At 40.8% G+C, this 24,315-nt stretch carries 23 protein-coding genes; 11 read left to right on the forward strand and 12 right to left on the reverse strand.

The genetic code is table 11. The annotated features are described in order from the left end of the window. Positions 1–32 precede the first annotated feature (32 nt). A complete protein-coding gene (locus tag ACO1QW_RS14425; RefSeq protein ID WP_486259677.1) occupies positions 33–1,004 on the forward strand; it encodes an ABC transporter ATP-binding protein in 972 nt (323 codons plus the stop codon). Between the two features lie 83 nt (positions 1,005–1,087). Here ACO1QW_RS14425 and ACO1QW_RS14430 read toward each other — a convergent pair whose 3' ends face one another. Next, positions 1,088–1,612 (reverse strand): cold-shock protein, encoded by a 525-nt coding sequence (locus ACO1QW_RS14430; protein WP_486259679.1) that lies wholly within the window; start codon positions 1,610–1,612, stop codon positions 1,088–1,090. Positions 1,613–1,858: 246 nt separating this feature from the next. On the opposite strand from ACO1QW_RS14430, the gene ACO1QW_RS14435 reads away from it, so the two are divergent. After that, positions 1,859–3,115 carry a DEAD/DEAH box helicase gene (locus tag ACO1QW_RS14435; protein ID WP_486259681.1) on the forward strand — a complete coding sequence of 419 codons (1,257 nt, stop codon included), beginning with the start codon at positions 1,859–1,861 and terminating at the stop codon, positions 3,113–3,115. Positions 3,116–3,118: 3 nt separating this feature from the next. On the opposite strand, the gene ACO1QW_RS14440 is transcribed toward ACO1QW_RS14435, so the two are convergent. From ACO1QW_RS14440 to ACO1QW_RS14455, 4 genes are all read right to left on the reverse strand, one after another. Continuing rightward, on the reverse strand, positions 3,119–4,189 hold the full coding sequence (locus ACO1QW_RS14440; RefSeq protein WP_486259683.1) for a 3-oxoacyl-ACP synthase III family protein: 1,071 nt from the start codon (positions 4,187–4,189) through the stop codon (positions 3,119–3,121). A 93-nt stretch (positions 4,190–4,282) separates the two neighbouring features. Then, complete coding sequence (locus ACO1QW_RS14445) at positions 4,283–4,663, reverse strand: hypothetical protein (protein WP_486259685.1); 381 nt, start codon at positions 4,661–4,663, stop codon at positions 4,283–4,285. Between the two features lie 23 nt (positions 4,664–4,686). Further along, positions 4,687–5,019, reverse strand: a complete 333-nt coding sequence (locus ACO1QW_RS14450; RefSeq protein ID WP_486259686.1) for a short-chain dehydrogenase — start codon at positions 5,017–5,019, stop codon at positions 4,687–4,689. Then, positions 4,988–5,257, reverse strand: coding sequence for an RNA recognition motif domain-containing protein (locus ACO1QW_RS14455; RefSeq protein WP_486259688.1), 270 nt, complete (start codon positions 5,255–5,257; stop codon positions 4,988–4,990). The genes ACO1QW_RS14450 and ACO1QW_RS14455 overlap by 32 nt, the downstream gene beginning before the upstream one ends. 210 nt (positions 5,258–5,467) lie before the next feature. On the opposite strand from ACO1QW_RS14455, the gene ACO1QW_RS14460 reads away from it, so the two are divergent. Further along, the gene (locus ACO1QW_RS14460) at positions 5,468–5,863 is read left to right on the forward strand and encodes a VOC family protein (RefSeq protein ID WP_486259690.1); all 396 of its coding nucleotides are present in this window, start codon (positions 5,468–5,470) and stop codon (positions 5,861–5,863) included. Positions 5,864–5,949: 86 nt separating this feature from the next. Here ACO1QW_RS14460 and ACO1QW_RS14465 read toward each other — a convergent pair whose 3' ends face one another. Further along, positions 5,950–6,567 carry an NUDIX hydrolase gene (locus ACO1QW_RS14465; RefSeq protein WP_486259692.1) on the reverse strand — a complete coding sequence of 206 codons (618 nt, stop codon included), beginning with the start codon at positions 6,565–6,567 and terminating at the stop codon, positions 5,950–5,952. Between the two features lie 141 nt (positions 6,568–6,708). On the opposite strand from ACO1QW_RS14465, the gene pyrE reads away from it, so the two are divergent. Then, positions 6,709–7,344, forward strand: coding sequence for an orotate phosphoribosyltransferase (gene pyrE / locus ACO1QW_RS14470; protein WP_486259694.1), 636 nt, complete (start codon positions 6,709–6,711; stop codon positions 7,342–7,344). A 20-nt stretch (positions 7,345–7,364) separates the two neighbouring features. Next, positions 7,365–7,724, forward strand: a complete 360-nt coding sequence (locus ACO1QW_RS14475; RefSeq protein ID WP_486259696.1) for a heavy-metal-associated domain-containing protein — start codon at positions 7,365–7,367, stop codon at positions 7,722–7,724. A 324-nt stretch (positions 7,725–8,048) separates the two neighbouring features. On the opposite strand, the gene ACO1QW_RS14480 is transcribed toward ACO1QW_RS14475, so the two are convergent. After that, a complete protein-coding gene (locus ACO1QW_RS14480) occupies positions 8,049–8,510 on the reverse strand; it encodes an LEA/WHy family protein (RefSeq protein WP_486259698.1) in 462 nt (153 codons plus the stop codon). Positions 8,511–8,794: 284 nt separating this feature from the next. Here ACO1QW_RS14480 and ACO1QW_RS14485 point away from each other — a divergent pair, with 284 nt between their 5' ends. The 3 genes from ACO1QW_RS14485 to ACO1QW_RS14495 all read left to right on the forward strand — a co-directional run bounded on the left by ACO1QW_RS14485 (position 8,795) and on the right by ACO1QW_RS14495 (position 14,894). Then, on the forward strand, positions 8,795–9,409 hold the full coding sequence (locus ACO1QW_RS14485; protein ID WP_486259700.1) for a WbqC family protein: 615 nt from the start codon (positions 8,795–8,797) through the stop codon (positions 9,407–9,409). An 85-nt stretch (positions 9,410–9,494) separates the two neighbouring features. Beyond that, complete coding sequence (locus tag ACO1QW_RS14490) at positions 9,495–13,862, forward strand: PKD domain-containing protein (protein WP_486259702.1); 4,368 nt, start codon at positions 9,495–9,497, stop codon at positions 13,860–13,862. A 12-nt stretch (positions 13,863–13,874) separates the two neighbouring features. Continuing rightward, the gene (locus ACO1QW_RS14495; RefSeq protein WP_486259704.1) at positions 13,875–14,894 is read left to right on the forward strand and encodes a PorP/SprF family type IX secretion system membrane protein; all 1,020 of its coding nucleotides are present in this window, start codon (positions 13,875–13,877) and stop codon (positions 14,892–14,894) included. A 2-nt stretch (positions 14,895–14,896) separates the two neighbouring features. On the opposite strand, the gene ACO1QW_RS14500 is transcribed toward ACO1QW_RS14495, so the two are convergent. From ACO1QW_RS14500 to ACO1QW_RS14515, 4 genes are all read right to left on the reverse strand, one after another. Further along, entirely contained in the window at positions 14,897–16,894 is a 1,998-nt protein-coding gene (locus ACO1QW_RS14500; RefSeq protein ID WP_486259705.1) for a M56 family metallopeptidase, read from the reverse strand. A gap of 4 nt (positions 16,895–16,898) precedes the next feature. Next, positions 16,899–17,279, reverse strand: a complete 381-nt coding sequence (locus ACO1QW_RS14505; RefSeq protein WP_486259707.1) for a BlaI/MecI/CopY family transcriptional regulator — start codon at positions 17,277–17,279, stop codon at positions 16,899–16,901. A 144-nt stretch (positions 17,280–17,423) separates the two neighbouring features. After that, on the reverse strand, positions 17,424–18,227 hold the full coding sequence (locus tag ACO1QW_RS14510; RefSeq protein ID WP_486259709.1) for a DUF4382 domain-containing protein: 804 nt from the start codon (positions 18,225–18,227) through the stop codon (positions 17,424–17,426). Between the two features lie 160 nt (positions 18,228–18,387). After that, positions 18,388–20,760 carry a sodium-translocating pyrophosphatase gene (locus ACO1QW_RS14515; protein ID WP_486259711.1) on the reverse strand — a complete coding sequence of 791 codons (2,373 nt, stop codon included), beginning with the start codon at positions 20,758–20,760 and terminating at the stop codon, positions 18,388–18,390. An 849-nt stretch (positions 20,761–21,609) separates the two neighbouring features. On the opposite strand from ACO1QW_RS14515, the gene ACO1QW_RS14520 reads away from it, so the two are divergent. Continuing rightward, a complete protein-coding gene (locus ACO1QW_RS14520) occupies positions 21,610–22,020 on the forward strand; it encodes a helix-turn-helix domain-containing protein (RefSeq protein ID WP_486259713.1) in 411 nt (136 codons plus the stop codon). A gap of 47 nt (positions 22,021–22,067) precedes the next feature. Here ACO1QW_RS14520 and ACO1QW_RS14525 read toward each other — a convergent pair whose 3' ends face one another. Beyond that, entirely contained in the window at positions 22,068–23,027 is a 960-nt protein-coding gene (locus ACO1QW_RS14525) for a hypothetical protein (RefSeq protein ID WP_486259715.1), read from the reverse strand. A 196-nt stretch (positions 23,028–23,223) separates the two neighbouring features. Here ACO1QW_RS14525 and ACO1QW_RS14530 point away from each other — a divergent pair, with 196 nt between their 5' ends. Together ACO1QW_RS14530 and ACO1QW_RS14535 are read left to right on the forward strand one after the other, a co-directional pair. Next, positions 23,224–23,517 (forward strand): Riean_0653 family protein, encoded by a 294-nt coding sequence (locus ACO1QW_RS14530; RefSeq protein WP_486259717.1) that lies wholly within the window; start codon positions 23,224–23,226, stop codon positions 23,515–23,517. A 248-nt stretch (positions 23,518–23,765) separates the two neighbouring features. Next, positions 23,766–24,308 carry a Riean_0653 family protein gene (locus tag ACO1QW_RS14535; RefSeq protein ID WP_486259719.1) on the forward strand — a complete coding sequence of 181 codons (543 nt, stop codon included), beginning with the start codon at positions 23,766–23,768 and terminating at the stop codon, positions 24,306–24,308. Positions 24,309–24,315: the final 7 nt, after the last annotated feature.

Consider the following 24,315-nt stretch of genomic DNA (forward strand, 5'->3'; position numbering starts at 1 on the left):
TGCTGTATTAAGGTTATGTTCTATTTTCGGGCATGGCTTTTTTAGAGGTAAAGGATTTGTATAAAAAAGAAGGTGATACTGATGCAGTAAATGGCATCAGCTTTACGCAAAATATTTTTCAAAAAATTGGTATTGCCGGCGAAACAGGATCGGGTAAAACAACTTTGTTGAAACTTGTGGCGGGATTGGAGCAACCCGATGCCGGCGAAGCTTTCTTTCTTGATGAAAAAGTATTGGGCCCATGGGATCAACTCATTCCCGGTCATAAAGGCATCGGTTATCTTTCACAACATTTTGAGTTACGGAATAATTATTGGGTTGGCGATTTTCTGGAAATGGCCAACAAGCTTTCGCCTGAACAGGCAATGAAGATTTATACGGTTTGCCAGGTTGAACATTTACTTCGCCGAAGAACGCATCAATTATCAGGCGGCGAAAAACAACGCATTGCGCTTGCACGTTTACTTACAGGTTCCCCCAAACTTTTAATACTTGATGAACCATTTTCCAATCTCGATTTTTTGCATAAGCAAACAATGAAGGAAGTGATTCATGATTTGGGCGAAGAGCTTGGCATCACCTGTATTATGGTGAGTCATGAACCTGCTGATCTTCTTTCGTGGGCTGAAACAATTATTTTGATGAAAGATGGAAAGATTATTCAGCAGGGCGATCCGCAAACGGTTTACCTGAAGCCGGTAAATGAATATGCTGCGGGTTTATTAGGCGATTATAGTTTGATTGATACATCGGCTATTCATTTTACAACAGGGGTAAACAAACAGCAGAAGCTTTTCCTTCGACCGAATCAAATAAAAATCAGCACGAATGGAGTTGCTGCATTAAAAGGAATGGTGAATGCGGTGCATTATCGTGGCGCATATATGTTGGTGGATGTTGTACTTCAACAACAACAGTTTTTTGCTTTGTATGCCGGTCGTACATTACAAAAGGGAGAGGTAGTAGGTTTTAATATTGCCGCCGATGAACAATGGTTTTTGTAAAGAGAATAGTTTACAACACGTCTTCAAATAGAAAAGGTATCGCTAACGGGCGATACCTTTTTTAATAGTTCAGTTATGCTTGCTTAAACCGCTAGTTTTACATTTACCGCACTAGCGCCTTTATGCGTCATTTCAATTTCAAAATTCACTTTATTGTTTTCTTTAATTGCTTCCTTTAAGCTGTTCACATGCACAAACACACTTTCCTGGCTTTGGAGGTCTTTAATAAAACCATATCCCTTTGATTCATTAAAGAAGGTAACAATACCGGTGCGAATAAGATCGGCAGGATCAATTGCCGCTTGTTTTGGTACACCAATTTCAATGTCCTCGAGCTTTACTTCTTTCATTTTGCTGAGGTCGGGTGGAGTAGATGAAATGTTACCATTCTCATCGATGTATGCGATCATATCATCAAATGACTTTGATTTCGCATTTTCTTTACGCTCTTGTTTGCGTTCTTCTTTTTCTTTTTTGCTTTGTTGCTTTTTCTTTTCTCTTTCTTTTTTGTTCCAGTTGTCGGCCATGCGATTAAATAATAATTGAATTCCGTTGCCGGAATGTTTTAAAATAATATAGGAAAGGATAATTGTTTCGGGAAGTCGCATTAAAGATAAGATTTAATCACGAGGCAGGGATGAAAAGAATGAAGCTTGTTTGATGCTTTCCGACGGCTTAGGAAATTAATGACCGCCGTTAGGGCAAAAACCGTATCTTTGCTGCTCTTATTGTTATCTCACCTTGTTTGTGTAGTAGTTACCCTCCTCAAATTTGTGATTGTTAACCTAAGGCAGATAAAGTATCAGAATCCTTTCTGATAGCCTTATCACATTTTTTAATCAAAATTTATTTACGTGTTATTTAACGAATTACAGCTCATTGAGCCTGTATTACAGGCATTGAGCAAAGAAGGCTATACCAGCCCGACACCTATCCAGGAAAAAGCCATCCCCGCCATTTTACAACAAAGAGATTTGTTAGGCTGTGCGCAAACCGGCACTGGAAAAACAGCCGCCTTTACTATTCCTGTTTTGCAATTGATGCATTTGCAACAACAAAATTCTGAAAGAAAGCAGACTCAAGTTCAGACACTCATTCTTACGCCCACACGTGAACTGGCTATCCAGATCGGTGAAAGTGTAAGAGCATATGGTCATTTTCTTAACATCAAACACCAGGTGATCTTTGGTGGTGTACCGCAGTACAGTCAGGTGCAAGCCATCAGGCGTGGTGTTGATATTATCGTTGCTACCCCGGGTCGTTTACTTGACCTGATGCAGCAAGGCCACATCAATCTCAACAACATTAAATACTTTGTATTGGATGAAGCAGACCGTATGCTTGATATGGGGTTTGTGCATGATGTAAAACGCATTATTGCCAAACTACCACAGAAGCGGCAGACGTTATTCTTTTCTGCAACAATGCCTCCCGAAATTCAACAGTTAGCATCAATGTTATTAACCAATCCTGTAAAGGTGGAAGTAACACCCGTATCATCAACTGTTGAAGTGATTCAGCAATCTATTTATTATGTTGAGAAGCAGAATAAATTTCCGTTAATGGTGCAATTGCTGAAAGATGAAAGCATTGAATCGGTGTTGGTGTTTACACAAATGAAACATGCGGCCGATAAGCTGGCGAAGAACCTCAACAATGCTGGCATCCGCACGGAAGCTATTCATGGAAATAAATCGCAGAATGCAAGACAGAATGCATTGAGCAATTTTAAGAAACGTAAAACCCGTGTGCTTGTTGCAACAGATATTGCGGCACGAGGTATTGATATTGACGAGTTAACGCATGTGGTCAATTTCGAGTTGCCAAATGTGCCTGAAACATATGTGCACCGTATTGGTCGTACAGGAAGGGCAGGAGCAAGTGGTATTGCCATTTCTTTTTGTGATTGGAGTGAAAAAACATTTCTTACAGATATTCAGAAGCTGATCAAAAAACAAATACCTGTTATAAAGGATCATGCTTTTGATATCAGCTTTATGCATAATTCACCGGTGGCAGCAACAACTGCTGCAATTGGCACGGCACCTGTAAATAATTTCAGAAGCTCGGGTAGTGGACGCCGTTATGGAAAAACATTTTCACAACGCTAATGGCTAGTAGCGATAGCAAACAGCATTAATATTCATGCCTGCACCAACAGAGGCAAACAGTATAACATCACCGGTTGAAAGCCGGTGATTTTTTAGTTCTTCACGTCGAACAAGATCATACAGAGTGGGAACTGTAGCAACCGAACTATTACCAAGCCAATGAATACTCATAGGCATTATATGTTCGGGTGCTTCCATGTTATATAATTTATACAACCGGCTGATAATTCCTTCATCCATTTTTTCGTTAGCCTGGTGAATAAATACTTTCTTAAGATCGGTAATCGCTACGCCGCTTTTATCCAGGCAGTCTTTCATAGCAGCAGGCACATGTTTCATGGCGTACTCATACACTTTTCTTCCTTTCATTTTAATAAAACGCACATGTGGATCATTATCCGGATGAAACGAAGGCCCCATGTTAATATAATCCACTTCTTCCAACGCATGTGTTTGAACCGATGCACTGAGAATACCCGCACCATTATCACCCGATTCTTTGTATTCCATTACAGCGGCACCTGCGCCATCACTGAAAATCATACTATCACGATCGTACATATCAATTACTCTTGATAAAGTTTCAGCACCAACAATCAAAGCTTTCTTTGCTACACCAGCCTTGAAAAATGCATCGGCCTGTATCACACCTTGTAACCAGCCGGGGCATCCAAACAAAATATCATAGGCTACACAGTTAGGATTTTTAATGCCAAGCTTGTGTTTAATAGTTGCTGCAAGTGATGGCACTGCATCGGTTTGTATTGTATGCTTTAATACATTGCCGAAATTGTGTGCTACAATCAGTTGATCGATGGTTTCAGGATCAACACCACTATTTTCCAAAGCATTCTTTGCAGCCACGGCACCAATGTCGGCAGTGCTGAGATCATCTGATGTGTATCGACGTTCTTCAATACCTGTGATCTGTTTAAACTTTTCAACTATTTCTGCGGGAGCTGTAGGAAGCGGCTGATGATCTTCAGAATAAAATAAATGTTTTGCAAAATCTGCATTGCTTTGAACAACTGGTGGAATGTAAGAGCCTGTGCCTGTAATAACAGATCGTTGCATATAATAATCCTTTAAGTAAAAAAGCTGCCTGCAAGTGTTGCAGACAGCGGTATAGGCTGTTAGTGTAAGGACAGCTAAATGAGTTTATAGCTCTTATTCAGCCACTGCTATTTCATTATTTTCAAGTTCTGTGCCATCTTGTGTTGGCTCAACTTCAAGTGGATGATGTTTGATGGTAAGTTGAAAGTCATTATTCATCGAAAACTCAAACCAACGTTGCGAAAGATAACCTCTTGTTGAATCATCTTCCTGCATAACAGTTGCAAACTCTTTAGCAAACGGAGAATGTTTTGCGTGTGAGTTTAATCTTCCTTTTTTCAATTCAATATTGTTGAAGCTGTATTTGATTTTGCGGCCACCTGCAGCACGCTCAAAATCGGTTTGATTTACCTTTAATACCTGATCTTCCTGCGCCGATTTTTTCATCAGGATTAAAATAACGGGTAAATATTTCTTCCAGGTTTGTGTAAACATATTCAGAGTTTTTATTACCGGTTTTAGTTTGATTCACTTAAACGTGTAAATTCTGCACCATTAAAAATGCGGGCAAGGCTGCTGTCTTTGGTTTTTTTCCACTCTTCAAGTTTCGACTCCGACACAATGCGCCAAAAATTCTTACTTTTCAGCTCATCATAATCGTGGTTGCGGATAAAAACACCCTTTACTGTATTACGTTGTTTAAAATGGATATTCACTTGTGTGAGGTTACCCGTTTTTGCTTCAATAAACTTTTCGATCATGTCATTCGTCATGCTGTATTCCGGTTGTAAGGATAAAAAAATGCGTTGTAAGTAAGTGTCACCACCTGTTTGTCCGTGGTTTATCTTCACGGGGTCTTGCTTCCGTAACTTTTATTGGTCGGCCTCCGGCTGATGATCCGTTTAATTCATCAATGGCTTTCTGTGCTGCAGCATCATCCTGCATTTCCACAAATCCAAAACCCCGGCTCTGGTTGCTGAACTTATCCATAATTACTTTTGCCGACGATACTTCGCCATAAGAACTAAAAAGCTGTTTTAACTCTGCATCCTGCACATTAAAACCTAAATTGGAGACATAAATATTCATACCGAAAGAATTTATATAATTGATCTTGAGCAGAATACTGGTGTAAAAGAAAAATACGAAGTAGAAAATGATAATTCGCTTACAAGAGTTACTCAAATGACAGGTAAAGGTAGCTTTTATCGGCCGCTTCGGTCGATTTATTTTGCTGGCTCGGGATCACGGTTCATCAGATATTACAAGAGCTCTTATATTTATCGCTCAATTGATCTTATGCAGCAACGAATAGCCCAACTGGCATTGGTAGTGAGAGACTACGACGAAGCCATTGCATTTTACAGGGATAAACTCAAATTCAGTTTAATAGAAGATACAAAGCTCAGTGACACAAAGCGATGGGTAGTGATGGCACCGCCGGGTAACAGTAACACGTACTTATTACTGGCAAAAGCTGCCAACGAAAAGCAACTGGCAAGCGTGGGTAATCAAACAGGAGGCCGTGTGTTCCTGTTCCTACACACCGATAACCTGTTACGGGATTATGAACGCATGAAAGCCGATGGAGTACAGTTTGTGCGTGAGCCGTCGGTTGAGGAATTTGGAACTGTAGCGGTGTTTGAAGACTTGTACGGCACGCTCTGGGATATGATTGAACCTTCCTCCAAATAACCTCAAACTGTCAGAATGTTTATCCCCTCCCTGGAGGTGCCGCAGCATTTTACGAAAACGGAGTAAGTGTAAGGGGTGGGTTCACTTTAAATCAAACTCAATACATCTTTAATCGACGGAAAAGTATCCTGCATATAAGTTGAAAGATCTTTTTTCTTCACCCATTTTATGTCATTGATATCTTCTTCGGTTTGTGGCCTTATGTTCTGCGGTCCCTTCACTTTCATTTTATACCAATGTGAGTCTTTGAGAATATGTTTTCCAAACTCATCGTATGTATGATAGGTGATGGTGATAGGCTTTTTCAGTTCCGGTTTTTGCAAACCGGTTTCTTCCTCCACTTCACGAACGGCACATTGCTCAATGGTTTCACCGGGATCAAGTTTGCCCTTTGGTAAATCCCATTTCCCCCGCCTGTGGATGAGTAGATATTCCCCTTTTTCATTCTCTACCAATCCACCAGCTGCAGTTACAATGGTAAAGTGTTTGAAGAATGCTTTCTTCAGTTTCTCCAGGTCTTCGCTCCATAGAATTCCTGCGTGAAACTCCTCCTTTACTATCTCATGTAACAATGATTTAATTGCGGGCCCGGAGATCTCGTCAATAAACACTGCATCTGGGTGATGCATATACTCATGGATCATTTCATCGATCTCGTTGCAGAGAAAAACCGGCTTATCGCCAAAGTAAATTTTGATGTACATACGCAGGTTAAAAGTTATGGGTTAAAGGTAGAAGGTTGAAGCCGATTGTTGCCTATTGCTTATTGTTTATGCTTGTTGACAATTGACGGTTGCCAACAGCTAACCGCTTGCAGCTTGCAGCTCTTTCTCTACCTTCGCCGCATGACAAATGAACAAGCTGTAGCCGAGAAATTATTACAAGTTAAGGCCATTCGTTTAAATGTAAAAGAGCCCTTTACCTGGGCCAGTGGATGGAAGAGCCCGATCTATTGCGATAACCGCAAAGTATTATCTTTTCCGCACGTGCGTGAATTCATTAAAAGTGAGATGTGCAATGTGATCTTTGAACAGTTTCCTGATGCTGAATTGTTGGCTGGCGTAGCCACAGCCGGTATTGCCTGGGGAGCAATGGCAGCCGACCAGTTGAAACTCCCATATATCTATGTTCGGCCAAAGCCAAAAGAGCACGGATTGGGCAACCAGATCGAGGGATCATATGAACCGGGACAAAAGGTGGTGGTGATCGAGGACCTGATCTCTACGGGTAAAAGCAGCCTGCAGGTGGTGGAGGTGTTGAAAGCCGCCGGTGTGGAAATAATCGGGATGGTTTCCATCTTCAATTATGGTTTTGATGCGGCAAAGAATGCCTTTGCAACAGCTGGCGTGGAATATAAATCGCTTACAAACTATCCAACGTTGATTCAACTGGCCATTGAAAAGAATATTGTGGAGGCGGGTGAACAGCAAGTTTTGTTAAAATGGAGTGCCGACCCGGCCAATTGGAAGGGAATCGAGTAATTTCATTCAAAATTTACCGCATGAAAACATTATTAAGCGTACTCTTTCTGGCTGTAACCCTCTGTGTATCGGCGCAATATAAAAAGCCCGTTGTAGTGCAGATAAAAACACCCCAGGCACAATGTGCCGAGTGCAAAGACATGATCGAGAAGTTCATGAAAGTGGAAGAGGGTGTGGCCAAAGTTGTGGTGGACATTCGTAAAAAAATAACCACCATCACTTACCTCAGTGATCGCACCAATATTGAAAACATTCGTGCAGCGATCAATAATATTGGTTTCGATGCTGACGATGAAAAGGCGAACGAAGAACAGTACAAACGTTTAGGTATTTGCTGTAAACGTGTGGAAGATGGTGGCGGACCACCGAAGAAGAATTAGAATTTTATATCAGCCGGTTGTGCAAGCACCCGGCTTTTTTGTGCCTGCAACTTTCTCGCTCGTGCTTGTCTCTTCCGTGTTTCCTTCGCAGCTTCTTCGGAGTTTCTTCGGATAACTCCGAACAAAACACGGCAAAGGTCCGAAGAAGGTACGAACCAGACCTGAAGAAAGGCAATGACACTATCGCCTGGAAACGGAAAGATAAAGGCAGGATAAAGCCGCTTAAAGCGTATTTAGAGCGCTTACCTAAGAGAACAGATATCTACCCGTAACAAGATAAAAACGAACTGATCAGTAATGCACGAGGAGCTCAAGATCTAAAATTTATGGCTTCGGCTCAAATAAACCCACCTCATGTTTTCCTTCATATGCCAGCGGAATAGTTTTATAAATTCCCCCAATTCCGGCCGTAATCACTCCCGATGCTCTCACCGTAACCTCACGACTCGAAATGGCCGACCAGGCATTTTTGAACACATTCTTCATATCGGTTTTGATCCGGAGGGGAATAATAAAATCTGACTTTCTGGCAACCTTAATCAAGGTATCACTAACCGCCCTTCCTAAAAAAACGTCATCGACATACACATCACATTCGGTGTGGCTCACCCGAAAACCGATTCGGTTAGGGTTGTTGTACACCAGCTCCATGTACACGGTTGTTTCATTTAACCCGATCGACTCGAGCCGCAGGTTTTGAAATTCCTTGTATTCCGGAATTTTAAAACTGTTGCAGGAAAGGCCAAAGAAGGCAATCAAAAAAAGGAGTGAAGCGAGTCGGTACACGGTCATCTTGTTTTGCTGCAAATTAAGCGAACCCACGGATATTTCTTCAGCCAGCTTTCTAAGAAGCCTTAAATTTGCGCTAAAATAGTTAGTGGGGAAAGGAGTGAGGAGCCACCAAAAAGGAAGCCCAAAATTGTAGTTGTACTTGTTTGTGGTAAATAGCTGTTTTTAAAATAGTTAATGAATTTTAATCTAATTTAAATTAATAGTTATAAGCGCTTAAAAATCAATCATTCGGCCTTTATTTCATATAGCTGGATATAGAAAAATAGAATCGTAAAATAATGTCAATACATACTGAAATACAATATTTTGGCGATATTTACTCTTATTTAAAGTTTATCAATTCTTCAAATGCTTTTTTTTCTCCATATGAAAGCTGGTTCCGTGGGCAACATTTTAACCGTACGAGGCTGATGGGTGCAAATGGGCCCCTCCCTCTCTCCGTTCCTTTGGAAGGTGGGCGTGATCAAAAAGCAAAATGGAAGGATGTGAAGATCAATTATGCCGAACCCTGGCAACGGATTCACTGGCGGGGTATCCACGACAATTACCGGAAAGCTCCCTGGTTCGATGACTATGCTCCGGGTCTTGAACAACTGTTTTTAAAAAAGGAGAAATTCCTGCTCGACCTTAACCTTGCGACCATGAACTATTGCCTTGATCGATTGAAATTGAAGGTTGACATTTTGGCTTATCCTGAGGAAGAAGTGGATCAGCAAGCTGCTCAAAGGTTTAAAAAACCGGAGACATTGCCGACAGAAATATTCCCTGTTTACCAACAGGTTTTTTCTGAACGTCATGGTTTTGCGGCCAACCTAAGTATTCTCGATTTGCTTTTATGTGAAGGACCACTTGCATCAACTTATCTCCGCAGTATAAAAAATTCTTCAACTTAGTAAAGCGGGCTGCTGTCGTGTACAAGAAAACACTTAACTTGTACGTCCACATCCACATGCTTGCGTAATGAGAAAATTGATGTTGATGTCAGCTTTCCTCGTGCTGACTAATCTGTACTCCTTCTCCCAGGATTTCTCCAATAAAGGAAGAGACTTTTGGGTTGCTTACGGTTATCACCAGGTGATGACATCGGGCAACAACCAGGAAATGGTGTTGTACTTTGCCGCCGATGTAGCCACTAACGTTACAGTAACAATTCCAGGCTTAGGTTATTCGGCTACTTATGCTGTTGCTGCAAATTCTGTTACCGCATCTGGTCCTTTGCCAAAAGCAGGAGCACAGGATGCCCGATTGATGAATGAAAGTTCCGCTCCCGAAAACAAAGGCATTCATATTACCAGCGATCAGCCTATTGTGGCATATGCTCATATTTATAATCAGAGTGTATCTGGTGCTACCATTCTTTTTCCAACTAATACATTGGGGCGTGAGTATTACTCCATCAATTTTCAAAACAGATCAAATACAGTAAATGCTAATTCATGGGCATATGTAATTGCAGCCGATACGGGAACAACAAGCGTTGAAATTATCCCAAGTCAGCCAACACTTAACCATGCTGCCGGGGTGCCCTTTACGGTAAAGCTCACACAAGGGCAGGTATATAATGTTATGGGGCAGTTTACAAATGCCGCTACAGGAGGGAACCATTCGGGTGTTGATTTGACTGGTACATTAATCCGCTCCATTAATACCGGTAGTGGTTGTAAAAAAATTGCCGTGTTTTCGGGAAGCGGTCGTATCAGTATCACTTGTCCTAACAATACCAATGCTTCATCGTCTGATAATTATATGGCGCAGGCATTTCCTAAGAATGCATGGGGTAAAAAATATTTAACAGCAACAGCATCGAACCCTCAATCGTATAACCTGTACAGGATCTGTGTATCCAGCGCAAGTACCGTCGTGAAAGTAAATGGTGCAGCGCTTCCTGCTGCTTCATTAACGGGTGGGTTTTATTATGATTTACCGTTAACCAATCAACCCATGCTGATTGAAGCCGATAACCCGATTACAGTTGCCCAATATTTCACTTCGCAGGGAGCATGCGGAAATGGTTCGCCGGGAGATCCTGAAGTAATTTATTTAAGTCCCGTTGAACAAAATATTAATAAGGTTATCTGGAATGCTACATCAAACTTTGCCATTACGCAGCATTATATAAATGTGGTGATACCAAACAAAGGCACAGGGGTGAGTTCATTTCGTTTGAAAGATGCAGGCGGAAATACATTGCCAACAGGAACCTTCACCACTCACCCAGGCGATGCAAACTATTCTTATCTCAAGCAAGCGTTGCCTACTTCAGGAATTTACACCATTCAATCCGATTCTGGTTTTAATGCTATTGCCTATGGTTTTGGCAATGCTGAATCGTATGGTTACAATGCAGGTACTAATGTGATCGACTTGTATCAATATGTTACCACGCAGAATGCAAATGCCGTGATTAAAAGTCCAATTACCTGTAAAAGTTCCCCATTCTTTTTATCGCTCACACTTCCTTATTTACCCATCAGTATGAAATGGGATTTCACAGGTTATCCGGATGTGATCGACAATGCACCGGTGGCTGATTCAACATTTTTACTGAATGGGAAAACACTCTATGTATTTAAGCTGCCCGGCAATTACATTTATAATACAGCAGGGAAGTATCCGGTAGTAGTTACTGTAAACAATCCTACACCTGATGGATGTTTGGGTGAACAGATCATCAACTTCGATCTTGAAGTGCTTGATCCACCGACGGCAAGTTTTTCATGGGCCAATACGCCTGCGGCAGGTTGCACCGATTCGTTGATCGTTTTTACGGGTATCAATACAAGCAGCGGCCGAGCCATCATAAAACATTATTGGGATTTTGGCGATGCAACAACTGCAAACACATTTAATCCTTCAAAGGCGTTTACTAATCCCGGTCAATTCAAGATCCGATACGTTGCCATGACAGATGCCGGATGTTTAAGTGATACAACAGAAAAATTCATAACTGTCGCAAAGGCACCCGTGGCGAAGTTTGGTATTATCGATCCATTGTGTGTTAGCAAAACACTTACGTTCAAAGATTCGTCTTTCTTACCTGGAGGTTTTGGTTCCATAACCAACTGGACATGGAATACCGGGACGGGTGCTGCAATTAATAATACAACAGCTGCAAACGTTACCTCAAGTTTTGCCGCAACCGGAAACTATACGGCTACACTTCAATTGAAATCAAGTACAGGTTGCTTAAGTCCTGTTTATTCGTTGCCATTTACCATCAGGCCAAATCCTGTTGTTGATTTTAATGTTTCCTATGGTTGTATGCCTAATCCTGTGATCAATTTCAACAGCACTTCAACTATTGCTGACGGTTCACAAAGCCAATTTAGCTATCTCTGGAATTTTGGTGATGCCGCAAGTGGAGCGTTGAACAATGCGGTGATACAAAATCCATCGCACCAATATCCATCTGTTGGCCCCTTCAATGCGAAATTAAAAATCACCACACCTTATGGTTGCGTTGATTCAACTACAAAAGCAGTAGATAAAATTTATCCGCAACCAAAAGCCGATTTTACTGCACCTGCTGAAGTATGTTGGCAAACACCAGTAGCATTCACCAATGCTTCAAACGGGTTTACGCATCCTGTTACAAAGTGGGAGTGGAGGTTTAGCGATGGTACTTCGTCAACGCAAAAAGATCCCGTTAAGAATTTTGCAAATCCCGGAACTTATACCGCAACACTTTGGGTGTTCACCGATCAGAATTGCGTAAGTGATACCGTTGTCAAAACTGTTGTTGTGAATCCCAGACCAACTGCAAGTTTTACAACCAGCAGTTTGCTTTGTGAAAAAAATGTAGTGACGTTTACAAACACATCCACTTCCAACGTAGGAACAATTACAAGAACCGATTGGTATATAAGTGCCGGCACCATCATATCCAGCAATCAATTTGCTCTTCACACTTTTCCGGCGTGGGGCAATTATAACATTCGTGTTGTTGCTGAAAATTCAAAAGGTTGTATCAGCGATACGTTGTATCAAACAGTTCAGATCAACCCTTTACCTAAAGTTGGATTTATATTACCTGAAGTTTGTTTAAGTGATGCACAAGCGATCTTTACTGATACATCATCGATTGCGGATAACAGCGCAGCGCAGATGAGTTATCTCTGGAAATTCAATACAGGTTCTCCTGCTGTTGCACCTGGTCCAAACCCGGTAACGAGCACATCTAAAATTCCATCGGTAAAATTTAATAAAGCAGCTGACTACTTATTATCACTCCAAGTAACATCAAAAGATGGTTGTCGTGATTCAGTGACTGGCATCCCTTTCACTGTGAATGGCTCTATTCCAAAAGCTGATTTCTTTGTTCCTTCAGCAAGTGTACTTTGCAGTAACCAGGATGTAGAATTGGAAGACAGATCAACAGTTGATTTTGGTAATATAACCAAAGTGGAAATTTATTGGGATAATGCTGCTGCACCAACTGTTATTGAAACAGATGATCAGCCAGCGCCGGGTAAAGTGTACAAACATCGTTATCCTGAATTTCAATCGCCTTTGACTAAAACTTACCAGGTTCGTTATAAATCTTATTCGGGTATTCTTTGTGTTGATGAAGTGATTAAAACAATCACAATTAATGCAAGTCCGCTTACGCAGTTCAATGCATTGTTTGGAGTTTGTTTGAACGATGTGCCTTTCCAGTTAATGCAGGGTAATGAAATGGGTGGCTTGAGTGGGACAGGCGTTTATACAGGTCCGGGAGTAAATGCAAACGGATTATTTAATCCGAATAATGCAGGTGTTGGCACACATAACATCCGCTATACATTTAATGCAAGCAATGGTTGCGTAAGCACAAGCGATCAAACTATTGAAGTGTGGCCAATACCAACTGTAAATGCAGGTGCCGATCTTACTGTGCTTGAAGATGGCGTCCGCAAGATTACAAATGTTATAGCCAGTGGAACAGGTTTGCAATTCCTTTGGTCGCCTTCAACTTACCTGGATAATGTAAATCTGCAATTACCAACTATCCTGCAACCAAAAGACGATATCACTTACACACTCTCCGTCACTAATGGTTATGGTTGTAAGGTAACAGACGATCTGTTTGTAAAGATTCTAAAAGCACCAACACCACCAAATACATTTACACCAAATGGCGATGGTATTAATGATTTCTGGGAAATTAAATTCCTGAATGATTATCCCGGGGCAGTGATTGAAGTATATAATACAGTGGGAACAATCATGTTTCGTTCTATCGGTTATTCCACACCGTGGGATGGAAAGTTCAAAGGATCACCATTGCCGGCAGGTACTTATTACTATGTACTTGATCCAAAGAATGGTCGCAAGCAGATAAAAGGTTATGTAACTATTTTACGATAAGCAGCAGGAAAGATGAAAAAGCAATTATTAGTTGTTGGTTTGTTGGTGATGGGAATAGTGGCTACAGCACAGCAACGTCCGCATTATACACAGTACATTTTAAATCCTTATGTGCTTAACCCGGCATTAACAGGAATAGAAAATTATACCGACATCAAACTCAGTTACCGTAATCAATGGGTGGGTTTTCCCGGAGCACCACAAACGGTTTATGCAACTATACATACACCCATAGGTAAAGAAGACTATCGTACCAGCGCCACATCGTTTGCGGTGCCGGGCGAAAATCCAAGAGGAAAACAATATTGGGAAGAGTATACCGCTGCCCCGGCGCATCACGGGGTAGGAGCAAGTGTGGTGAATTATAAAACAGGCTATATCAACCGTTTTTTTGCAACTGCCTCTTATGCTTATCACTTAGGACTGTCGCCGAAACTTAATTTATCGGCTGGCTTTGCAGCAGGTATTTCGGGAGTGAATGTTGATGCGGCTAAAATACAACTGGCAAATCCTGTTGATCCTGCAATTGGCGGCTTCACCAGTGAACTGCGTAAAATAAAACCTGAGCTCAATGCAGGTGTGTGGCTTTATTCTGATCAGTTTTTTGCAGGTGCATCAGTGCAGCAGATCATTCCACAGAAAATAAATTTAGTTGATAATGATCTGTATAAATCAACCCTGATACCGCATGTATTTGTTACAACCGGTTATCGTGTGCTTGTGGGCGAAGATGTGAATGTGATGCCATCAGTTATGCTGCGTTATATTCCAAGCATGCCTGCGTATGTTGATGTAAATGTAAAAGCACAATACCAGGATCGTTTCTGGATAGGAGGTAACTATCGTATTAAAGAAGGCTTTGCTGCCATGGCTGGTTTCAATATTTCAAACGTGGTGAATGTAGGTTATGCTTACGATGTCAATAATTCAAAGTATCTCCTGCAATATGCACAAAGAGGCACACATGAAATTGTGATCGGCTTTTTGTTGGGAAACAAGTACGGCGATCTTTGTCCACGCCGTGTTTGGTAACGTTACAACCTGATCACTTCTAATTTTCTTATGATTCTTTTTGGTTGAGGAGGAGCTTGCTGCTGAAGATTTTGTCCATGCCCCTGCATTTGAACCTGCAATGAATCAGGACATCCGCAAGGTGACTGATTCATCGTGCGGAGATGATTATTTTCTAAAATGATTTGTACATGTTGTTGGGCCATCTGCAGTTCTTCACGTAAATCTTGTTCATTATACAAGTACGCAATTACAGGTGTTGAAGAACGAAGACGGCTTTTCACCTGTGCGTTATCGGTAGTATCTTTTCTTGGTTTACGGTTGATGGTAAATTTAGTTTTGATACGTTCTTTCTTTTCATCATCTGCAGCCTGCTGCTGACCATTTCCTTTTGAGTGTTTGTAAAAATCTTCGCTGGTAAAATATTCACGGAACATAATTTCGGGAAGTGGATGACCTTCAAATGTAAAATTGAACTGGCCATTTAATTTATGCATCAGTGAATCAAAATTTGATCCTTTGGGATATTGCATCATAGTTGTGCCACCACTGTTGCGCATTTTTTGCTGAGGGAAATGTTCACGCCATTTCTTTAAGCGCTCAACATTATCGGCATATACTTCCATCTCTTTCCCACGTTCAGAAACAAGAGCAGAATCGTAGCGGCGATACATTCTCACACCTGGCTTTTGTCCTGGTTCAGGTAAAGGAACACGCATGCCTGGTTTCACCAGTTGCTCAAACCATTCAGCAGGCATATCATCAAAGATCACTTTATCAAACTTAATTTCTTTGTCTTCAATTTCATTCCAAACAAGAATATCTTCCTCTTTTAACTCTGGCTTTAGTTCAAGACGTATTTTTTGTGTTTCATCACGTAGGAGCACCGCTTGGTCTTTTTGTTTCATTACTTCGTCTGTAGTGAAATAAACGGTCTTTATTTTTTCTTTCAGCGGCTGTTCTTTTGATGCAACCTGTTTTACTTCTTTTACCGGTTGACGTTCTTTGATCAACCAACCCATTAATGCAAACACAACTGTAAAGAGGAGCAAGGCAAGCAATCTTGTACTGATCTTATTTTTTTCAGCAGGTATATTCAGAATACGCTTTACACGATCCATGAGGTGATGTTTGTTATCGCCCAATGCCATTACCAGTTGTGGATTCTGAATTCTTGCTTTCTCCACATTTAACAATGCTTCAGCATATACCGCTGCATTTTGCTGAAAGGTCATTACTTGATCATCGCAACTGTTTTCCCTTTCTCTTCTGGCAATACCGATCAGTAATAAAGCAAAGGGATTAAAGAACAACATGGTTTCTGAAACAGAAAGCAACAGGTTCCAGAAATAATCGTTGCGTTTGATGTGTGCCAATTCATGCAACAATACAGCTTCTAATTGTGCAGCTGTTAAATGCGTAACTGCTGTTGCAGGTAAAAGAACAATTGGTTTTAAAAAGCCAAGGGTAGCAGGTATGTCAATTTGTTTGCTGATATAAAGTTGAACAGGCCGTTGCAAGCCGATTGTTTCAACGAGGTACGCAAAAAACTCCTGCATATCGTCATTAACGGAACTCAGGCCTTTATAGCGAAGAGAATTGGCAGCCTGTAGTTGCACGATCAATTTCATACCAAACCAAAGCAATACAAATAAGTAAGCAATGGAGAGATAGGGGAGAACAAATTGAATTTTGTAATCGAGCCAGTTGAAGAAAAGTTCCCAGCGATTATCTTTTGTAAAACTGCTCAGCAAAGAATTATTGAGATTTCCTTCGCTGATGATAAGTGATGTTTTATGTTGCAACTGTTGTTGCCAACGTAACGAAATACCAGAAATAAACCATGCAAACCCGCCTAATGCAAAAACAGTACTGATGAAATTTTTTACAGTGGCCTGTTTAATGCGAAATAAAAATACAAGCAGTTGATAAAGCAAAAATAACAGCCCCATTTGCCAGATGCTGTCGGCAATTGCTTTTCCCAATGCTTGTAAAAATGCAGATTGGAATAGTTCCTGCATACGATTACTGCTGTTTCAGGTTATCGATTAGTTTTTGAATTTCGTCGAGCTCTTCTTTCGATGCTTTGTGGTTACCCAGTGCCTGCATCACTAATTGTGACGAAGAACCCTGGAACAATGTATCGATCATCTTGCCTACAAATTGCTTTTGCGTTTTTTCACGTGAGATGAGCGGGGCATATTTATGCGTCTTATTACTTTCATCACGTTTCACCATTCCTTTTTCATGCATGATCTGCATCAGTTTAAGGGTGGTGGTGTAACCCGCATCTTTTGTTTTGCTCAATTCTTCGTGCACGTCTCTTACGGTAGCTTCGCCACGCTCCCATAAAACACGAAGAATTTCCAATTCACTTTCTGTAGGCTTCGTTTGCTTAATATTCATTATTTACGACTTGTTTCGTATCAAATATACGATCCCATTCGTAAAAACCAAGACCGTTTGTAAAATTCAGAATAGGTTAACAAAGCAGGGCACAAAAAAACCGCTCAACGAGGAGCGGTTTGTAACGGACATCAAAGGAAACAATTATTTTTTCTCGAGTTTCACTGAATCCACGATGGTGATTTGACCAAGGGTTACAGCTACGGCACGGGTTGATGTTTTATGAATAGTGTCGTTAGGCACATAAGAGAACGTATAGCTACCTGCAGGAATATCTTTGATGAGGTAGTTACCATTGCCTACCTGTGTAAATGTTGATGCAATTGTATCTGGTCCTTTGATTGCATAGATTGTGCTCACAATAGAATCCGGAGCAACTACACCCTTCACACTACCGCCCGATGGAACAAATGAAAGTACACGCACTACAGGTTTCAGAATATAATTACCGCTGTTGCCTGCTTTTACAATTGATTTACCTGCATCAAAATCAAGAATCATACGATAAAGAATACCCCCTGTAACATCTTGCTGTATCTGCACTTTCAAACCCGACTGTTGTGCACTTGGGGTAGAAAGATTAATTTTCTGACCATCTTTTGTAATGATGTAATTGTTATCGCCAAGCAGGAGACGGATCTGAGAAATACGACCTACAGGAATTTCAGCGTCAGCAAGGATGGTGTCCTTACCGTTAGTGAAGTTGAGGAGGTTGTAAAGTCCGGGATAAGAGTTTGCTAAAGTGATTTCAGCGCTATCGCCCATTTTAATAGCGATACCTTCAATATCAACCCAAACTTCTTTTACATTAGGATCCGGTGCATCCGTTAAACGAACCTGTAAGCGGGGTTTATCACCATTACTCTTGTTTTTCTGGCAGCCAACAGCCAGTAATACTGTAGCCATGATTACAAATCCAGAAAGAACGGTACTGAATTTCAGTTTCATAAAGTAAATTTTATTGTTAAGAATTCAATTCGCTTGCAACTATCCAAACATCATTCCAGTTTTAACAAAAGAGGAGTTTATCGTGTTTTTTTTGGCTATAAATGAAAAACCCCGGAGTAAAATTCCGGGGTTCCTTCACGAAAAAAAAATAATATGATCGTTAATTCACTTCGATCTTTAATTGTGTTTTACCGTTCAGCAGTGATTGATATTTCTCCAACACTTCTTTCGGCTGTACAGCACCGTTAATGCTGAGTTGATCGTCTTTTACTTCAATGCTGAATTTCTTTGCATCTACCAAACCATCAGCAACAATTGCTGCAACAAACGGGTTTTCAAATTTTGTATCGGTTGATGCAGTTGTTTGTTCCATTTTTACTTCTACTTTTTGTTCATGCTTTGCATGGCCACCTGTGCCGTACATCTGTGCAAGAGTAGGCGCAATTACCAGTGAAACAATAGACATCAACTTGATCAAAATGTTCATTGATGGACCAGAAGTATCTTTAAACGGATCACCAACAGTATCACCAGTTACAGATGCTTTATGTGGCTCTGATTTTTTATAGTAGGTTTCACCATTGATCTCAACACCTTTTTCAAAACTCTTCTTCGCATTGTCCCACGCACCACCAGCATTGTTCTGGAACATTCCCATTAATACACCACTTACAGTAGCACCAGCAAGGAAACCACCTAAAGCTTCAGGTCCCATTGCAAAACCAATGATCAATGGAGAAGCAATGGTGATAGCACCGGGCAACATCATTTTTTTAATAGAAGCTTCTGTTGAAATCGCCACGCATTTATCGTACTCAGGTTTGCCTGTACCTTCCATAATACCCGGAATGGTACGGAACTGCCTGCGCACTTCTTCCACCATTGCCATTGCTGCTTCACCCACTGCACGAATAGCCAGCGAAGAGAAGATGAATGGAATCATTGCACCTACAAATAAACAAGCCAATACATCAGCTTTATAAATATCGATACCACTGATACCTGCAACGCCAACAAAGGCAGCAAATAAAGCCAGCGCTGTTAAGGCCGCAGAAGCAATGGCAAAACCTTTACCTGTTGCAGCAGTAGTGTTACCAACCGCATCCAACACGTCGGTTTTTTCACGCACTTCTTTTGGTAGCTCACTCATCTCCGCAATGCCACCGGCGTTATCAGCAATTGGTCCAAAGGCATCAATCGCCAATTGCATCGCAGTGGTCGACATCATACCAGCGGCAGCAATAGCCACACCATATAAACCAGCACATAAGAATGAACCATAAATACCAGCAGCCAATACAAGAATTGGGAGGAAGGTAGATTCCATACCTACTGCCAAACCGCCAATAACGTTGGTAGCATGACCTGTCGAAGACTGGCGGATGATACTCAGCACGGGGCGTTTACCCATAGCTGTATAATATTCTGTAATGATGCTCATTAAAGCACCTACTACCAAACCAACTGCAATAGCTCCCAATACACCCCATTTGGTAAATTCAGCACCACGCAGCACCATTGTTTCAGGAAGAATAAAATAAACCAAACCAACACAGGCGATAGCTGTAAGAACGATCGATCCCCAGTTACCCATGTTCAAGGCTTTCTGCACATTATCTGTACTGATGCCTGCGCTGTCGCTTACACGAACCATCCAGGTACCAACGATAGAAAACAGAATACCAATACCAGCGATCATCATCGGTAATAAGATAGGAGCCATGCCACCAAATGCATCAATTGATTTGGTTTCCTGGCCGAGCACCATTGTTGCCAATACAGTAGCTACATAAGAACCGAACAGATCGGCACCCATACCCGCCACATCACCTACGTTGTCACCCACGTTATCGGCAATGGTGGCAGGGTTACGTGGATCATCTTCAGGGATACCAGCCTCCACTTTACCAACCAGGTCAGCGCCAACGTCGGCCGCTTTTGTATAAATACCACCACCTACACGGGCAAACAGGGCAATTGACTCAGCACCCAATGAAAAGCCGGTAAGCACTTCAATAGCCGTGAGCATTTCTGCACCATTTACATCTGCACCTGCAGGAACAAAGATGGCTTTGAGAATAATAAATAAGCCGCCCAAACCAAGCACAGCCAAACCTGCCACACCGAGGCCCATTACAGAACCACCCGTGAACGACACGTTTAACGCTTTGCTTAAGCTCGTACGAGCAGCATGAGCAGTGCGTACGTTACTTTTTGTAGCGATCTTCATACCTATATAACCGGCTGTAGCGCTAAACACCGCACCCATAACAAAGGCAAGGGCAATGCTCCAGTGACTGTTAGGGTTTGCCATTGACATAACGCCTAATAGAATGGCAACGATTACCACAAAATAGCCAAGTACTTTCCACTCAGCTTTTAAGAAGGCCATTGCACCTTCAGCAATGTAATTACTGATTTCCTGCATGCGTGGATTACCGGCTTCCTGCTTAGAAACCCAGTTGTACTTTACAAACATGTACAGCAACCCCACGACTGCCATAGCGGGAACGAGATAAATCAAATTCTCCATAAACAATTATTCGTGTTGTGATTTTTTTAGCAACAATCTCCTTGTTTTACAGCTGGGAGATCGAGGGCGGCAAAGATAGGGGAATGAGGGTAAAAATGAAGGTACTGTTGGAGGGTGGGGAAAACGGGAGAAGTCGATGTCTGATTTATGATTTTTGATATATGATATTTGGTTGCCGATAGCACAATCCGGCCTTGAGGTGGAAGCAGCGGCTTGCTTCGGCTGTCGGATTTATACGTCGTTAACGCTTTAAGTACGCTTTATCTAGCTAGTATGGTGGGAGTATCCTGCCTTGAGGATGGGTCAAGATGAAGAAATGTCTAGTCCTAAAATAACTATACAGGTGAGTGAATAAATCCTGAATTAGCTATTCATCCTGAACGGTTAATCTTAAAAAAGCTATACAATTCCGGCTAGCCTGTCTTCCCTCAGCATCGAGCCGGGCGAATAAAACCAGCATTTCGGTTACAAGTCCGTTGAAGTTTGGCGTGAAGGAAGCTTTCCCAAAGGCAGCGGCAGAGTTGTTTGGGTGGGATGGGTTGAAGGCATTGACCGATGTGGAAGGCAAGTTGCCCTTTTTCAAAAGACTGGGAAGCAGGGTTATCGTTTTTGCCAAAATTGTTTTGATTAGCATTGAAAATAAAGGTTGGGATAGATGTATGTTCAGCATTTTAAGTTTGATAAAATAACGATGCTCTTGTTGTCTGTCCTATTTTGGTTGAGGATATTTTATACTAATCGTTGTGTATTTTAGTTTAGCTGTTAATTAATGGATGTATTATTTTTATCTTACTGAAAGTTATCTTTGATTTTAACGCTGTTGGATAGTAACTCATTAACCTAATGACCATGACTGAGAAAACAATACATGAAGGCCGCAACGTAAAACGATTCCGTGAAATGCTGGGTATAAAGCAGGAGGCGCTTGCAAGTGCGTTAGGTGATGAATGGAATCAAAAGAAAATTTCTTTACTGGAAGCAAAGGAAAGCATTGAAACTCCGATTTTGGAGGATGTGGCCAAGGCGTTGAAAGTGCCTGTTGATGCAATAAAAAACTTCACTGAAGAAGCTGCATATAATGTAATTGGCAATACAGTTACAAACAATGATAATGTTGCTTTTTTTCAATATGATCCTGTAATTAACCCAATTGAAAGATGGATTGAAGCAATTGAAGAAAATAAGAAGCTTTATGAGCGATTGCTACAAACAGAACGGGAGAAGGTAGCATTGCTAGAGAAGATACTTAATAAAAAGTAAAATCCTATGCCAAGTCTTTCTAGGAAAACAGGAAAAAAGATATTGTTTCAAAACAAATCGGCCATTGCATCGCACTGCTCAAATGCTTTTGCTAAGTATTTATTGCGTTGAACACTGCCCTGGCCGCTAAAACCTGTGGCGTCCTGTATGAGACTATTTAACCAATGCTTTACTTCGGTGCATAATGGCCCGTTTTCTTCACGAATAGTATTAAAAGTATTAAAACGTACATAGGTTGCCAATTTGCCATCCATTTCAGCGAGGAAAGTGATAGTGCCAATAATATCATAAAAATACCAATCGAACAGTACTTCTTTGTTTAGTTGTTTGCTGCGGTTAACGGCATAAACTTCAATATTACTCAAGGCTTCTCTTAGTTGGGAGCAAATCAAACGCCCAAACTTTTTATCAGTAATAATACCTGCTTCGGCAGCATACTTAATCTGTTCAAGTGTGTTTAGCAGACTTGTTTTTGTCCATACCTCAACACTGGGGATTTGCAAATACAGCTCATGCATGTGAGCGGCAGGATGTAAGATCGCTGGCCGCCAATCGTTCATTTTAAATTTAAAAGGAGCTTTATCAATCACACGCATTTGCCAGAAATGCAATTTAAAAGCAGTGAGTTCAGGATATTGAAAAAGATGAAAAAGGGGAATGTCGTCAGTAGCACAAAGAAGTTTTCGTTGGTTCGATTCTGCAATGTCCTGTAAGAATTTTTCAAGACTGTCAACATATTCCTTAACGCCAATCTTTCCAGTGTGAAATGGTGCAAAGCTGATAATACTACTGTTTCTGTTTTGCTGCCCATGAATGGCAAAATTGACATTAAAGTGATCGCATAACAATTGTATCTGCGGTAAAGTGAGAAGAGCTTTGCCTGTGATCTTTTTATATGCTTCGCTTCTGCTGATTGCAAGAATATCTGCAATGGCATCAGGCAATTTTAGATTCGTTGGCAATTTACCCTGTAACTGTTTTAGAAATTCTGTTTGAGGTTGTTGCATCTGTTCCATATTTGAGAAATACTCTTAAAAGTAGAAAAAGGCTACAATAATCAATAAAATTATCGTTAAACGAGAAAACAAGATAGTATTTCGTTTATAACGAGAAAGATTGGTGAAAATATGTTTAAATGACATTATAGCTTTATGCTATCATTATTTGATAACGATGCGCCTGAAACATACTAATCTCATCCCAATGCTCCTCATAATAATTATTAGTAATAACAACTGCAAAAAAGGCGGTTTGTTTGGCGAAAAATTATCTGCAGCTACACAGGAAGGGAAAAACACTTGTGGCTTTTTAGTAAATGGGAAAGTCTGGTTACCTAGAGGTGATAACGGGTTTTCAAATTTGGTCTGCGATTATGATGAAACATATTTTGGAGGAGCATTTAGTATTGCGGGTTATAGATACGAACAAGGTGCAACTAATTCCAGTGGTTTTGCGGTTGGGGTAATAATATCCAAACAGTTGGCAGCTACAAACTGAATCTTTCCTCAGGCTTAATTGCCACTTACAATTCTACATCTTCAAATTGCTGGATATATGAATGGTATGATACAGTTCCTAATCACAATGCGTACTTAAAAATTACAAAGCTTGATAAAATAAATCGAATTGTTTCAGGAACCTTTGAATTTTCACTTACAAGAGTAGGAACAGGCTGTGAACGATTCGCATTACCCAAGGAAGATTTGACATGAAATATTAATCACTAAAGTTCTAAAGTATAAACCATGAAACATATTTCTCTTATAACAATTTTAGTGCTCATTCTTACATGCAGCAGCAACTGTAAAAAAGGCGGTTTGTTTGGCGAAAAATTACCTGAAGCTTCACAGGAAGGGAAAAACACCTGTGGCTTTTTAGTAAATGGAAAAGTCTGGTTACCCAGAGGTGATAACGGTTACCCAAACCTGAGTTGTAGTTATGATGAGTCATTTTTGGGAGGGGCTTTTAATATAAACGGATATAGATATGAACCCAATTCTACAACATCAACAGGATTTGTAGTTGCAGGAAATAATATAACGGCTGTTGGAATGTATAAGTTAAATATAACTTCTGAAAAAATTGGAAGATATGATATCGCTATTCGTCCAAGCGGCTCATGCTTTTATGAATGGTACGACACTATACCCAATCACAATGCCTTTTTACATATTACTAAACTTGACAAGCAGAAAAGAATTATTTCGGGAGCATTCGAGTTTTCTTTAATAAAAGCTAATTGCCAAGAAGTGAGAATAACCCAAGGAAGATTTGACATGAAATATTAATCAAAAA

It is taken from the genome of Lacibacter sp., assembly GCF_057361365.1.